This is a genomic window from Nocardiopsis alborubida, assembly GCF_012396365.1.
In the GTDB taxonomy this organism is placed as follows: domain Bacteria; phylum Actinomycetota; class Actinomycetes; order Streptosporangiales; family Streptosporangiaceae; genus Nocardiopsis; species Nocardiopsis alborubida.
Genome location: NZ_JAAXPG010000001.1, coordinates 255,562 through 270,299 on the forward strand (window position 1 = coordinate 255,562; position 14,738 = coordinate 270,299).

The following is a 14,738-nucleotide window of genomic DNA, read 5'->3' on the forward strand; positions in this document are numbered from 1 at the left end:
TTGTCCTCAGGCCGGACCGCGGCGACCAGGACCCACCAGAACGACTTCGGGGCTGTGCACGGACCGTGCGCAGCCCCGTCGTGTGTCCACTCAGCCCGTCTGCCCGGTGCGCCTGCTCGCCGTGTCTATTCGTCCGGGCGGAGCGGCTCGCTGCGCACGCGCCGCGAGGGCGGGCCCGCCGCGAAGTCCGGCATCGGCGGCCGCGGCGGCTTGAGCACCATGGGGCGCTTCCCCACGGGTGTGAGGGGCCCGCGTCGCTCCGGCGCGGGACGCCCGGCACCGGGCGCGGGCGCGGCCGGGGGCGCCGGAGAAGAGGGGGCCTGCCCGTCCCCGCCCTCCTCCCGGACGGTGGGGGGAAGCTCCTCCGCCTCGGGCGGGAGGTCGGTGTCGGGCACGGAGGGCTCGGGTTCCCCGAGCGGTTCCGGTTCCTGGAGGGGGTCCCCTTCCTGGGACCGGTCCTCGTCGGCCGCGTGGCGGGTCTGGGCCTCCTCCGGCCCCGGCGCGGGCTCCACGGGTCCGTCCGAGGGGCGCGCCGCCTCCGGGGGCAGGTCGCTGATCCGGAACGCCGCCCGCACCGTGGGACCGGTGTCGTGGTCCAGCACGGGCGTCGGTTCCGGTTTCGGCTCCGGCTCCTCCGCGAAGGGGGAGGTGTCGTCCTCCGGCGGCGTCCACACCGGCGGTACGTAGTCCGCGAGGGCGTGGGCGCCCGAGTCGTCCTCGGGCGGCTCCCAGAGCGCGGTGCCCGGGTCGTCCGCCCGGTCGGACGCGGCGGCGGCCGGCGCACCGTGCTCCGTACCGTGCCCGGACGTGCGGCCTTCGGCGGCCGCCGCGGAGGGCTCCGCCTCCCGGGGCTCCTCGGCGGTCGGGGCGCCGACGGGGGCGTAGGCCGCCACGGGTTCGGGTTCCGTGACCGGTCCGGGCTCCGGCTCGGACGGCGCGCTCCGCAGCGCGGACACGGGCGCGGGCTCCGGGGCGGGCCCGGCCTCCGGGTCCTCGGGCCCAGCCTCCGGTGCCACGACTGGAGCGGACTCCCGCCGGAGCTCCGCGGGCTCCTCCGGCGGTTCGGACTCCGGGTCGAAGGCCGTGACGGTCCCGGTTCCCGGTTCCGGCCCCACGGGGGGCTCGGACTTCGACTGGGGCTCGGCGGCCGCCGGCGGGGCGTCGGCCTCGTCCGACACCGGGTCGCCGAAGGGCGGCTCGTGCTCGAAACCCTCGTCGGCCAGGTGGTCGGGGACCACCGCGGCCGACTCCGGCTCCGCTTCCGGCTCGACGCGGGCGGGCGACGCCGCGCCGGGCACCACCGGGGCCTCCTCGGCGGCCCGCTTGATCGGGTTGTGCCCGTCCCGCGAGCGCCGGGGCAGGCGCAGCGTCGGAACGGAGGCCTCGATCCCGTCCCCGCCGTCCTCCGCGTCGGACCGCGGTGCGTCGGTGTCCGCGACGGGCAGCGGCTCGGCGGCGAACTCCGCGTCGTCCCAGCCCTCCTCGTCCCGGCCCGGCTCGTCCCGGTCCCAGACGGCGTCGGGTTCCGGACCCCTCCCGCGCTCCCCGGACGACTCCGGCTCCCCGAACGCCTCCGGCCTTCCGGGGGCCTCCGGATCCCCGGCGGGCCTCGGGCCCCCGTCGCCCCCGTCGTCGTCCCGGCCAGGACGGGCGACCGGCGCGAACGCCTCGGTCTCCTCCTCGTCCCGGCCGTCGGAGCCCAGGCGCAGCAGCCGCGCCTTGAGCGCGCCGCCCTCCGAGGCGGACAGGTGGGCGGCCTCCCCGCGCGGGGGGACCGCGGTGCGGGCGTGCAGCACCGTGGTGGGGTCGTCCGCCGGACGCGGCCTCGCCACCCGGGCACGGCGGCGCCTGCGCATGTGCGCGCGCAGGGTCATCCACAGCAGGAAGGCGACGAGCAGAGCCGCGAGCGGCGCCACCGCCACGATCACGTTGGCGACCCCCTGGTGCACCCGCTCGACGAGTTCCAGGCTGCTCATCAGCATCGCCGTCGCGGCGAACAGGACCAGCACCGGGATCAGCACCAGGTCGACCCAGAGCCGCTCGCGCGGGGGCGCTCCGCGCAGCAGGTAGCTCACCCAGCACGCCATCATCAGCAGCAGGGTGTAGGTCACCGGGAACACGTGGGCGAGGAGGCTGCCCTCGTGGCCGCCGTACTCGGCGAACTGGAAGATGCCGTTGTAGGAGATGACGAGGGCGCACAGTGCGATGAGGCCGACGAACAGGCCGCCACCGACGAGAGCACCGGCTCCCGCGCCGCGACCTGCCGCGGGCCTACCGTTCCGTGTCCCTGACTCGGGGGCGTTGTTGTAAGGGGCCATCGCCTTCGCAGCGTAGTCGAGTCGGTGCCGCGAACACGAGATTCCGGCTGATTATGGTTGCTTCCAGGCGGGCCGTCCCCAGGCGTTCTGTGTCGTTCTGTCGGAATATGCAGGGAGTAGTGGCAGGGAGAACCGCCGGATCGGGGTTCCGGTCAGGGTTATCTCACACCTCTTCTGCCCGAATACGGCCAATCACATATACGCACTTGGGGATGTCCGGGAGGGCTTCTCCCACCTGGGAGTCCCTGGTTTGTGACGTCGCTGTGAGGGGAAAGGGGATACGCTTGACAACGTGAGTCTGCGCTTCTATGACACCAGTGCCCGACAGGTCCGCGAGTTCGTCCCACTGCGCGAGGGGGCCGCCTCCCTGTACCTGTGTGGTGCCACGGTGCAGGCACCCCCGCACATCGGGCACATCCGCTCCGGGGTGAACTTCGACATCCTGCGCCGCTGGCTGACGCACCTGGGGTACGACGTCACCTTCTGCCGCAACGTCACCGACATCGACGACAAGATCATCCGGGTCGCGTCGGACGAGGGCGTGCCGTGGTGGCAGGTCAGCGAGCGCAACCAGCGCGCGTTCACGCACGCGTACGAGATCCTGGGCTGCCTGCCGCCCACCGTGGAGCCGCGGGCCACCGGGCACGTGCCCGAGATGATCGACCTCATGCACCGCCTCATCGACGCGGGCCACGCCTACGCCGCCTCCGACGGCTCCGGCGACGTCTACTTCGACGTGCGCTCCTACCCGCCCTACGGGGGCCTGTCCAACCAGCGCCTGGACCAGGTCGTGGAGTCGGCCGACTGCGACGCGGACCGCGACAAGCGCGACCCCCGCGACTTCGCCCTGTGGAAGGGCGCCAAGCCGGGCGAGCCCAGCTGGCACACCCCGTGGGGGCGCGGACGCCCCGGCTGGCACCTGGAGTGCTCGGCCATGGCCACCAAGTACCTGGGCCCCAGCTTCGACATCCACGGCGGCGGCCTGGACCTGGTCTTCCCGCACCACGAGAACGAGCTCGCCCAGTCCCGCGCGGCCGGGGACGGCTTCGCCCAGTACTGGCTGCACAACGGTCTCCTCGTCGTCGGCGGCGAGAAGATGAGCAAGTCGCTGGGCAACTCCCTGCTCATCCCGCAGATGGTGCGCAAGGTGCGCCCGGTCGAGCTGCGGTACTACCTGGGCCAGGTGCACTACCGCTCGGTCATCGACTACTCCGACGCCGCCCTCCAGGAGGCGGCCACCGCCTACCAGCGCATCGAGGGCTTCCTCACCCGCACCGTCGAGGTGCTGGGCGAGGTCGCCCCGGCCGCGGACGTGCCCGCGGAGTTCGCGTCCGCGCTCAACGACGACCTCGGTGTCTCCCAGGCCCTCGCCGTCGTGCACGGCCACGTCCGCGAGGGCAACACGGCGCTGGCGGCGGGCGGCAAGGAGCAGGCCGCCGAGATCGCCGGTGAGCTGCGCACCATGCTCGGCGTCCTGGGCCTGGACCCGCTCGGGGAGCAGTGGGCCACCGGCGGCGACCAGGGGCTGCGCGAGGTCGTGGACGCCCTGGTGGCGGTCGCCCTGGAGCAGCGCCAGGCGGCACGCGGCCGCAAGGACTACGCGGCGGCCGACGCGATCCGCGACCAGCTCGCCGGGGCGGGCGTCGTGGTCGAGGACACCCCGGAAGGCCCTCGCTGGGACCTGCGCCGCGACTGAGGCGGCCCGTGCGGTGGCGCGGCGGCGTTAGTCTGGGAGTTTGCCGCCGCGTTCACGCCGGCAGGCCACATTCCACCAGCCGGATGCCCCGCGCCTCCGGTATGCCCGCAACACTGACGGGGAGGCGGCGACCATGCCGGCGAAGAAGAGCAAGAAGGGCCCGACCAAGGGCAGCGGAGGCAAGAACCGCCGCTCACTGGAGGCCAAGAGCGGTACCCTGCCCGCCGAGCAGCGGCACTGGTACGAGGGCAAGCAGCGGGCCAGGGCCGCCCGCCGCCCCGACTCCGGCGGCCAGGCCCGGGGGGCGCAGCAGGGGGAGCGGCGCCGTCCGGACGCCTCCGACCTCCTGGTGGGGCGCAACCCGGTGGTGGAGGCGCTGCGCGCCGGTATGCCCGCCACCCGTCTGTTCCTGGCCAACAGCCTCGACCCGGACGAGCGGGTCAACGAGGCGGCCCGGATCGCGGGCGAACGCGGCCTGGACGTGCTGGAGGTCACCCGGACCGAGCTCGACCGCCGCTGTGAGAGCAACGGCCAGCCCGGCGCGGCCCACCAGGGGCTCGCGCTCCAGGCGCGCCCCTACCAGTACCGCGCGCCCGAGGCCCTGCTGGACGCGGCGCAGGAGTCCGACTCCCCGGCGCTGATCGTGGCCCTGGACGGGGTGACCGACCCGCACAACCTCGGCGCCATCGCCCGTTCGGCCGCCGCGTTCGACGCGCACGGCCTGCTCATCCCCGAGCGCCGCTCGGCCGGGGTCAACCTCACCGCGTGGAAGACCTCCGCGGGCACCCTCGCCCGGCTGCCCGTGGCCCAGGCCACCAACCTGACCCGCGCGCTGGAGGGCTTCAAGAAGGAGGGTCTGTTCGTCGTCGGCCTCGACGCCGGCGGCGACACTTCGATCCCCGACCTGGAGCTGGCCACCGGTCCGCTGGTCATCGTGATCGGCTCCGAGGGCAAGGGCCTGTCCCGCCTGGTGCGTGAGACCTGCGACGTGGTCGCGAGCATCCCGATCGGCAACGCGGAGTCGCTGAACGCCTCCGTGGCCGCCGGGGTCTCCCTCTACGAGGTGGCCCGCCGCCGCGCCGCGGCGAAGTAGCGCTCGGCCGCAGTCCGCGGGAGACGGGCCGGGGGTCTGCCGGACCTCCGGCCCGGTACCGTCCGGCTCCGCCTCCGGGGAGCCGGACGGGCGGCGTGGGACCCCCGTTTTCCGGTCGGGCCCCGCGGGTAGCTGTGCTGCTGCACCTGACCATCGCAGAGGAAGCAGGTGGGCGGCATGGCGGCGACTCCCCCTATCCCCGACTACGAGGACCTCTCGATCCGGGCCCTGGACGAGCGCGTCCGACCCCTCCCCGCGGAGCGGGTGCGCGAGCTGATCGCCTACGAGGAGAGCCACTCCGGCCGGATGGAGGTGCTGGAGCTCCTGGAGGACCGCCTGCACTCGGTCGAGGGGCGGGACGAGGCGCACCGGGGGGCCGGACCCGAGGGCCGCCATGACGTCGCCGCCGACGCGGCCGACGCGCGGGCGGTGCCCCGGAGCCCGGAGCGCCCGCCCGGCCGCGACCCGTCCTGACCGGGCGAACGGTCCAGGGAGCGCGCATGGTCGTCCGCGAGGAGGCCCCGGTATGAGTCTGCGGCGCAGCGACCCGGCCTCGCCGGGGATCACCAGGCGTCGCCGCGGTCGCGGCTACAGCTACCACGGTCCGGACGGGAAGCCGGTCACCGACCCCGACGAGATCCGGCGCGTCAAGGAACTCGCTGTGCCCCCGGGCTGGCACGACGTGTGGATCTGCCCCTCGTCCGAGGGGCACATCCAGGCGTGCGGCACCGACGACGCGGGCCGCCGCCAGTACCTCTACCACCGGGAGTGGCGGCGCCGGAGCGAGGAGGCCAAGTACGACCGGATGCTCGACTTCGCCGCGCTTCTCCCCGGGATCCGGAGCACGCTGACCGGGCACCTGGGCCGCCGGGGGCTGGGACGCGAGCGCGTCCTGGCGGCGGCCGTACGCCTGGTCGACCTCGGCTTCCTGCGGGCGGGGGGCGACGCCTACGCCGCCCGCAACGACTCCTACGGGGTCGCGAGCCTGCTGCGTGAGCACGTCCGCCGCAGCCGCGGCACGGTGGTGTTCGAGTTCCCCGGCAAATCCGGTCAGGACCAGCGCGTCGAGTGCGCCGAGCCCGAGATCTGCCGCGTGGTCTCCGGCCTCCAGCGCGTCCGCTCGCCGGGGCAGGACCTGTTCGCCTACCGCGTCGGCGACGACTGGCACGACGTGAACACCGACGACCTCAACTCCTACCTGCGCGAGGTCGCCGGGGAGGAGCACACGGTCAAGGAGTTCCGCACCTGGCACGCGACGGTCCTGGCCGCGGTCGGGGTCGCGGTGGCCGTTCCCCCCGACGACGACAGGGACCTGGCCAGGCTGAGGACGCACGTGGTCCGCGAGGTGGCCGACTACCTGGGCAACACCGAGGCGGTGGCCCGGGACTCCTACATCGACCCCCGTGTCTTCCGGCTGCACGAGCGGGGCGTGACGGTCGCCGCCGCGCTGCCCGAACTGGGCAGCGAGGTGCCCGCGGGCGAACTCGCCACCCAGGGCGGGGTGGAGGAGGCGGTGCTGCGCATGCTGCGTGACGACAGCGACGCCTGACGGTGCCGGGGACGCGCCGGACCCGCGCGCCCCCGGCGCGCTCAGCCCTCCTGCGCGGCGATCAGGCTCGCCGGGCGCAGGTCGGTCCACTCGCGCTCCACGTACTCCAGGGCCTCGGCCCGGGAGGACTCGCCCTGCGCCACCCGCCATCCCCGGGGCACCTCGGCGAACGCGGGCCACAGGGAGTGCTGGCCCTCGTCGTTGACCAGCACCAGGAAGCGGGCGTCCTCGTCGTCGAAGGGGTTGCTCACGTCGGTCTCTCTCCTTGTCGTCGTGGGTGCCGCGCGCCGTCCGCGCGGCACGGTCAGCGCGCCCGGCGGTTCCGCGCGCGCCCCCGCCCGGCGTCGCGCACGAGGCCGCGCAGCCGTTCGGCGTACTCGTCGGCCAGGGCCCGCACCGTCGCGGCCCCGTGCCGGTGGGCCGAGTAGGTCCAGGAGAACTCCAGCCGCTCCTCGGTGACGCCGCCGGTCACGTCGAACAGGCCGGTGCGCTCCTCCTGGGGGGCGTGGTCGCACGGGGGCAGGGGCAGCAGGCGCCCCACCGGCCCTCCGTTCCGGTCGCCGAACCGCCCCAGGTAGTTGAAGGCCACCTGGGGCTCGGGCATGGCGGCCAGCGGAGCCGGAGCCCTGTCGCCGCCCAGTTCGCGCAGCGCCCCGAACCCGATCCCGTCCGGCGCCGCCCGCCGCTGGGCCCGGGCTGCGGCGACCGCCTCCGCCGTTCCGGTGCCCGGGGGGACCTCCAACAGCACCGGGTGGATGGCGGTGAACCAGCCCACCGTGCGGGACAGGTCCACGTCGTCGAACAGGTCCTCGCGGCCGTGGCCCTCCTTGGCCACCAGCAGGCGCGGGTCGCCGCTCCAGTCGGTCAGCACCCGGCCCAGCGCGCCGAGCAGCACGTCGTCGATGCTGCTGCGCAGCGTGCCGGGCACCCGGCGCAGCAGCGCGTCGGTCTCCTCCGCCGACAGGGACGCCGTGACGATCCGCTGGGAGGCCACGTCGTTGGGGCCCGAGTCCAGCTCCACCGGGAGGCGGGCGCCCGCGGCCCGGGATGCGAGGTCGGCCCAGTACCCGGCGTCCCCGTCGAAGGCACCCCGGGCGGTGTGGTGTCCGAGGCGGCGGGCCCACTCGGGGAAGGGGGTGGTGGGCGCGCCCAGGTCCACCGCCTCCCCGCGCTCCAGCTGCCCGTAGGCGGTGGCCAGGTCCTCCAGCAGCACCCGCCAGGACACGGCGTCGACCACCAGGTGGTGCGCCGACAGCAGCACCCGCGGTGCCCGGCGCCCGCCCGGGTCGAACACCACCGTCTCGAACAGGGGGCCCTCCGCGAGCCGCTTGGCGGGACGCTCGCGCAGGGCCTCGCGCTCCACCGCCCGCCCCAGCTCCCCGTCGTCGCCGTCCACACGCACCACCCTGGCGCCGGGCGCCGCGTCGGCGTCCAGGTGCCCGCGCGGACCGTCCGCGGTGTCGGTGACCCGCAGCCGCAGCATGTCGTGGTGCGCGGGCAGGCTGTCGGCGGCCCGTGCCCACAGGCGCGGGTCGGTGCCCTCGGCCGCCTCGAACAGCAGCGACATGTCGAAGTGCTCGGGGCGGCGCGTGCGGGTGCGCAGGAACCAGCGTTCCACGGGCGTGGGCGGGACGGTCCCGGTGACCGGGACCCGCGCGGCGGCCCCGTCCGCGGGCCCGCCCCGGTCGGCCGCGGCGGCCAGCTCGGCGACCGTCTGGTGCAGGAAGGCGTCGCGCGTGGTGATGTTCCACCCGGCCTCGCGCACCCGCGAGACCATCTGGATGCTCAGGATCGAGTCGCCGCCCAGGGTGAAGAAGTTGTCGTGGCGGCCCACGTCCCCGACCCGCAGCAGCTCCGCCCAGATGCCCGCGAGCGCCTGTTCGGTGACGCCGCGCGGGGCCGCGTCCGGTGCCGTGCGCTCCCCGGGCTCGGCGGGCTCGGGCAGGGCGGCCCGGTCCACCTTGCCGTTGGCGTTGAGGGGGATGGCGTCCAGGAACACCACGGCGCCCGGGACCATGTAGTCGGGCAGGGTCCGGCGCAGCCGCTCGCGCAGGTCCGGCAGGTCCGCGTCCGTTCCCGGAGCACGGACCGCGTAGGCGACCAGGCCGCGCGCGCCCGAGGCGCCGCGGTGCACCTGGACGGTGGCCTGCGCCACGTCGGGCAGGCGCAGCAGGGCCGCCTCCACCTCGCCGGGTTCGATGCGAAAGCCCCGCAGCTTGACCTGTGCGTCGGCGCGTCCGGTGTACTCCAGTTCGCCGGAGTTGTTCCAGCGCACCAGGTCGCCGGTGCGGTAGAGCCGTCCGCCCCCGCCGAAGGGGTCGGCGACGTAGCGCTCGGCGGTCAGCCCCGGGCGGCCGTGGTAGCCGCGGGTGACCCGGCCGCCCACGTACAGCTCGCCGACCGCGCCCACGGGCACCGGCCGCAGCCGCTCGTCCAGCACGTGCAGCCGGGTGCCGTCCAGGGGGCGGCCGATCGGCACCGGTTCGGGGGTGGCGCCCTCCCGGGGCAGCGCGTGGTGGGCGGCGAAGGTGGTGGTCTCGGTGGGCCCGTAGCCGTTGGCCACGGTCGTGCCCGGGCAGGCGCGGCGCACCCGCTCCACCGCGTGGGGGCTGGCCGCCTCGCCCCCGGTGATGACCTGCTCCATCCCGGCGAAGCAGGAGGGGTCCTGCGCGGCGTAGAGGTTGAACAGCGCCGCGGTGACGAAGGTGGCGCTGACCCGGTGCTCGGACACCAGGGCGGCGAAACCGTCCGCGTCCAGCCGCTCCGGCGGGGCCACCACCACGGTGCCGCCGGTCAGCAGCGCCGCCCAGATCTCGTAGGTGGCGGCGTCGAAGGCGTGCGAGGAGTGGAAGAGCGTGCGCCGGGCGTGCCCGCCGGACCAGCGCCGGTCCGCGGCCAGGCGCACCACGTCGGTGTGGGTCACCGCCACGCCCTTGGGGGCGCCGCTGGAACCGGAGGTGTACATGACGTAGGCGAGCTGGTCGGGACGGGCGCCGTCCAGCACCTCCGCCCCGGCGTCCGCGCCCGGTACGGCGTCCGCGGCGTCGACCAGCACCGCCGTGGGGGCCGACGGAACCCGGTCGGCGGAGGCGGCGTCGGTGAGCACGCAGGGCGCACCCGTCCCGGCGACCAGGAGGCGGACGCGTTCGGCGGGGTCGTCGGGGTGGACGGGGACGTAGGCGCCCCCGGCGCGCAGCACCGCGAGCATCGCGGTGACCACGTGCGGCCCCCGCTCCAGCAGCAGGGGCACGGGCGTCTCGGGCCCCACCCCCAGCGAGCGCAGCCGCGCCGCCAGCGCCGCCGAGGCCCGGTCCAGCTCGGCGTAGGTCATCACCCCCCCGGCGCCCGCCAGGGCCGGGGCGTCGGGGTTCTCGCGCGCCCGCTCGCGGAACACGCCGGGCACCGAGGCCGGGGGGTGGCCGGGCGCGCCCGTGCCCCAGGAGCGCAGGGCCTCGGCCTCCTCCGGCGCGGGCGCGGGGGCGAGGGAGAGCACGGGCGCCCCGGGCGCGCGGGAGAGCAGGTCGAGGACGGCGGTCAGGTGGTGGGCGATCCGGTCGGCCGTGCGGGCGTCGAACAGGTCGGTGTCGTACTCCACCGCGCCCAGCAGCCTTCCGTCCTCCTCCGCGAACTCCACCGTGAGGTCGAACTGGGTGTGCCGGTGGGCGACCTCGTGCGGGCGCGCGTCGAGTCCGCTCACCCGCCAGGGGGCGCCCGGCGTGTTGCGCAGGGTCACCAGAGCCTGGACCAGGGTGGGGCGGGAGGGGTCGCGCTCCTGCCCGGTCGCGTCCACGACGCTGTCGAAGGGCACCTCGCCGTGCTCGAACGCGGCGAGGACGGTCTCGCGCACGTCGGCGAGCAGCGAGGCAGCCGTCGCCTCGGGGTCCACCCGCAGGCGCAGGGCCACGGTGTCGACGAAGAACCCGACGGTGTTCTCCAGGGCCGCGCTGTCACGCCCGGAGGTCACCGTGCCCAGCACGAGGTCGCGCTGGCCGCTGTGGCGCGCGAGCGTCACAGCGGTGGCGGCCGCCAGCACCATGAACAGGGTCAGGCCGTACTCGGACTCCAGAGCGCGGACGCCCTCGCGCACCCGGGCGGGGACCTCGAAGGCGCGCGCGGCTCCGAGGCCGCGCCGCCGGGCTGGCCGGGGCCGGTCGGTCGGCAGCGCCAGGGGCTCCACTCCGGCGAGCTGGTCGCGCCAGTACCCCAGGTGTTCCTCGAAGGCGCCCGAGCGGGCCCGCTCCTCCTGCCACACGGCCACGTCGGTGGCGCGCAGGCCCACCGGCTCCAGGCCCGCGGCGCCGGGCAGCGCGTCGGCCGGGGCGCCGGGCCGTTCGCGGGCGGCCTCGTAGAGCGCGCCCAGCTCTCCGACGAGCACCGACATCGACCAGGCGTCGGTGACGATGTGGTGCATGGCGATCGAGAGGACGTGGTCGTCCTCGTCCACACGCACCAGCAGCACCCGGGTCAGGGGCCCCCGGGCCAGGTCGAAGGGCCGCGCGGCGAACTCCTCCAGCAACGCGTCCAGCCGCTCCCCGCGCCCGGCGCCGGGCGGGCCGTCCGACTCGGCCTCCTCCACGGGCGGGCCGTCCAGCTCGGCCCTCTCCACGGGCAGGCCGGAATCGGGGAGCACGACCTGCTGCGGCGTGCCGTCCCGGGACGGGAAGACCGTGCGCAGCGCCTCGTGGCGCGCGGACAGGGCGTGCAGGGCCCGCTCCAGCGCCGCGGTGTCCAGCTCACCGGACAGGCGCAGCGCGCCGCCGGAGTTGTACCCGGCCCCTCCGGGCGAGTACTGGTCCAGGAACCACATCCGGCGCTGGGCGGCGGACAGGGGCGCCGGGCCCTCGTGCTCCACCCGCGCGGGCGCGTCGCGGCGGTCGCCGGAGCCGTCGTAGAGCTCGGCCAGCGCCGCGATGGTCGGCCTCTCGAACAGGGCGCGCAGCGGGGGCCGGGAGCCCAGCCGCTCGGCGGCGCGGGCGAGCACGCGCACGCCGGTGACGGAGTCGCCGCCCACGCGGAAGAAGTCGTCGTGCACGCCGACGCGCTCCAGGCCCAGCAGGGAGCACCACACCCGCGCCAGCTCCCGCTCCGCGCGGGTGCGCGGGGCGGCGTGCTCGGCGCCGGAGAGCCCGGCCCAGTCCACGGCGGGCAGGGCGCTCCGGTCGGTCTTGCCGTTGGCGGTGACCGGGACGCGGTCCAGCACGACGAAGGCCGCCGGGACCATGTAGGCGGGGAGTACGCGGGCGGCCAGCTCCAGGTCGGCGGGGCTCGGGGCGTGCCCGGGGGCGGGGACGGCGTAGGCGACCAGGCGACGCGAGGAACCGGTGCCGTCGACCACCACCACGGCCCGTTCGACCCCGGGCAGGCGGGTGAGGGCGTGCTCGACCTCGCCCGGCTCGACGCGGTGGCCGCGGATCTTGACCTGGTCGTCGGTGCGGCCGAGGAACTCCAGCCGCCCGCCGACGCGGCGGACCAGGTCGCCGGAGCGGTACATGCGCCCGCCCTCGGCGTCCGGGTCGGCGACGAAGCGCGCGGCGGTGGTGCCGGGCAGATTGAGGTACCCGTGCGCCAACCCGTCGCCGCTGATGTAGAGCTCGCCGGGGACGCCGTCGGGCACCGGGCGCAGCCAGCGGTCCAGGACCCGTACGCGGGTACCCGTCGCCGGATCGCCCAGGGGAGGGCTGCCGCAGCCCGACAGCGGCGTGCTGAGGGTGGTGCACACGGTGGACTCGGTGGGGCCGTAGCCGTTGTACACGGCCCGGTCGCCGCAGAAGCGGGCGACCTGCTCGCCGGGGCAGGCCTCGCCCGCCACGAGCAGGTGCTCCACCGGGCCCAGCTCCTCGGGGGACAGGCCGGGCAGAAGCGCGGGCGGCAGCGTCACGTGGCTGACGCGGTGCTCGCGCAGGGCGCGGGGAAGCCCCTCGCCCGCCAGGGACGGCCGCGGCAGCAGCACGGCGGCCGCGCCGTTGAGCAGCGCCACCACCAGTTCGGCGATGGCCGCGTCGAAGCTGGGGGAGGCGAACTGGAGCATCCGCGAGCCGGGGCCCACGCGCATGCGCTCGCCCTGGAAGGCGGCCAGGGCCGCCAGGCCGCGGTGCGCCACCAGGACGCCCTTGGGCCTTCCGGTGGAGCCGGAGGTGTAGATGAGGTAGGCGGGGTCCTCGGGAAGGACGTGCTCGCGCAGCGGCTCCGCCCGGGCCACGTCGGTGTCGGCCGCGTCCACCAGCGGGCCGCCCCCGGGCAGGCGCCGGGCGCCCGCGGGGTCGGCGACCACCGCGCGCGGCGCGGCGTCGTCGAGGATCGCGGCCAGCCGCTCCTCCGGGTACTCCGGGTCCAGGGGCACGTAGACCGCCCCCGCGTACACCACCCCCAGCAGCGCCTCGGCCAGGGCCGGACCGCGCTCCACGCACACGCCGACGCGGTCGCCCCGCTCCACGCCCAGTTCCCGCAGCCGCCGGGCCAGGCGGGCGGCCCGGTCGTCGGCCTCGGCGAAGGAGACGGTGCGGTCCGCGCCGACCAGGGCGGGGTCGTCGGGGCGCAGGCGCGCCCGCTCGGCGAACAGCTCGGGCAGGCTCCGCGGCCGGGGGCCGGGCGCGCCGGTCCAGGAGCGCTCCAGCTCCCGTGCCCGCTCGGGGCCGACCAGCGCCACGGCGCGCAGCGGCCGGGGGTCCTCGGCGTTCTCCAGCACCCGCACGAGGTCCCCGACCAGGCGCTCCACGGTGGCGCGGTCGAACAGGGCGGTGTCGAACTCGGCCGACCCGGCGACGCCGCCGGGCCCGGGACGGAACTCCAGGGTCAGGTCGAAGACCGACTGGCCGCGCCGCACCGGCACGGGTTCGGCCTCCAGGCCGCCCAGGTCCGCCGCCGCGGGCTCCTGGGCGCTCTGGAAGACCACGGCGGCCTGGACCAGCGGCGGTACGGCGGGGTCGCGTTCGGTCAGGACGGCGTCCACGACCGTGTCGAAGGGGACCTCACCGTGGTCGAGGTCGGCGAGGAACCCGGCGCGCGTCCGGTCCAGCAGCGCGCCGAAGGACACCTCCTCGTCCACGTGCTGGCGCACGGCCAGGGTGTTGACGAAGAAGCCCGTCACCGCGTGCAGCCGCCGGTCCTCACGGCCGGAGGTGACGGTGCCCAGCACCACGTCGGGGTTGCGGCTCCACCGGGCCATGGTCACCTGGGCCGCGGCCAGCAGCACCGTGGACAGGTGGGTGCCGTGGTCGGCGGCCAGGCGTTCGAGGCGCTCCACCAACGGCGCGGGCAGGGCGAAGGGCAGGGTGTCGCCCGCCCCCTCGCGCACCGCCGGGCGGGGGCGGTCGGTGGGCAGTTCGAGCACGGGCGGGTCGGCGAGCCTGCGGCGCCAGTGGTCCAGGGAGCGGTCCAGGGCGGGGCCGTCCAGGCGGGCGCGCTGCCACGCGGCGTAGTCGGCGTACTGGGCGGGCAGCGTGCCCAGGTCCGAGGCCAGGGAGCCGGGCGCGCGCCCGGGGTCGGCGGTGGCGGCGCGGTAGAGGGTGTCCAGTTCGGTGCGCAGCAGGTCCAGGGACCAGCCGTCGGTGACGATGTGGTGCAGGCACAGCACCAGCACGTGGACGCGGGGCCCCTCGGCCAGCAGCCGGGCCCGCAGCAGGGGACCGCGCTCCAGGTCGAAGGGCAGGGCGTACTCGCGGGCCGCCAGTTCGGCGGCCTCCTCGCGGCTCCCGGCCGGGGTCACCGGCAGCTCCACCTCGCGGGGGGCGCCGATCACCTGGCGCCCCTCGCCGTCCACCTCGGTGAAGGTCGTGCGCAGGGACTCGTGCCGGTGCACCAGGGCGGTCAGGGAGCGCCGCAGCGCCCCGGCGTCCAGGTCCCCGGTCAGCCGCAGCACCAGGGCGGAGTTGTAGTCGGTGCGGCCGGGAGCCATCTGCTCCAGGACCCACAGCCGCTGCTGGGCGAAGGACAGCGCGGCCGGGCGGTCGCGGGGGACGCGGGGGATGTCCTGGCCGGTCCCGCCGCGCGAGCGCAGGCGGCGCAGGACCTCCTCGCGGGCCCTGGCCCGGGCGGCGTCGGTGGTGGGGTCGGCGGTGGCTTCGCTGCTCATGGTGGCTGTGC

General features: G+C 76.1%; 7 protein-coding genes. 4 read left to right on the top strand and 3 right to left on the bottom strand.

What is annotated here, in order from left to right:
* Positions 1-125 precede the first annotated feature (125 nt).
* A complete protein-coding gene (locus tag HGB44_RS01235) occupies positions 126-2,318 on the bottom strand; it encodes a DUF2637 domain-containing protein (protein WP_061083586.1) in 2,193 nt (730 codons plus the stop codon).
* Positions 2,319-2,610: 292 nt separating this feature from the next.
* Here HGB44_RS01235 and cysS point away from each other — a divergent pair, with 292 nt between their 5' ends.
* The 4 genes from cysS (at position 2,611) to HGB44_RS01255 (ending at position 6,656) form a co-directional block, all read left to right on the top strand.
* Complete coding sequence (gene cysS, locus HGB44_RS01240; RefSeq protein WP_061083585.1) at positions 2,611-4,014, top strand: cysteine--tRNA ligase; 1,404 nt, start codon at positions 2,611-2,613, stop codon at positions 4,012-4,014.
* A 133-nt stretch (positions 4,015-4,147) separates the two neighbouring features.
* Positions 4,148-5,107 (top strand): 23S rRNA (guanosine(2251)-2'-O)-methyltransferase RlmB, encoded by a 960-nt coding sequence (rlmB, locus tag HGB44_RS01245; RefSeq protein WP_061083584.1) that lies wholly within the window; start codon positions 4,148-4,150, stop codon positions 5,105-5,107.
* Between the two features lie 177 nt (positions 5,108-5,284).
* A complete protein-coding gene (locus HGB44_RS01250; protein WP_210751028.1) occupies positions 5,285-5,581 on the top strand; it encodes a hypothetical protein in 297 nt (98 codons plus the stop codon).
* Between the two features lie 52 nt (positions 5,582-5,633).
* Positions 5,634-6,656: a DNA topoisomerase IB gene (locus HGB44_RS01255; protein WP_061083582.1), complete on the top strand. Its 1,023-nt coding sequence runs from the start codon at positions 5,634-5,636 to the stop codon at positions 6,654-6,656.
* 41 nt (positions 6,657-6,697) lie between these two features.
* On the opposite strand, the gene HGB44_RS01260 is transcribed toward HGB44_RS01255, so the two are convergent.
* Both HGB44_RS01260 and HGB44_RS01265 read right to left on the bottom strand, forming a co-directional pair.
* The gene (locus tag HGB44_RS01260) at positions 6,698-6,907 is read right to left on the bottom strand and encodes an MbtH family protein (RefSeq protein WP_017563712.1); all 210 of its coding nucleotides are present in this window, start codon (positions 6,905-6,907) and stop codon (positions 6,698-6,700) included.
* A 53-nt stretch (positions 6,908-6,960) separates the two neighbouring features.
* Positions 6,961-14,727, bottom strand: a complete 7,767-nt coding sequence (locus HGB44_RS01265) for a non-ribosomal peptide synthetase (RefSeq protein ID WP_168443876.1) — start codon at positions 14,725-14,727, stop codon at positions 6,961-6,963.
* Positions 14,728-14,738 lie beyond the last annotated feature (11 nt).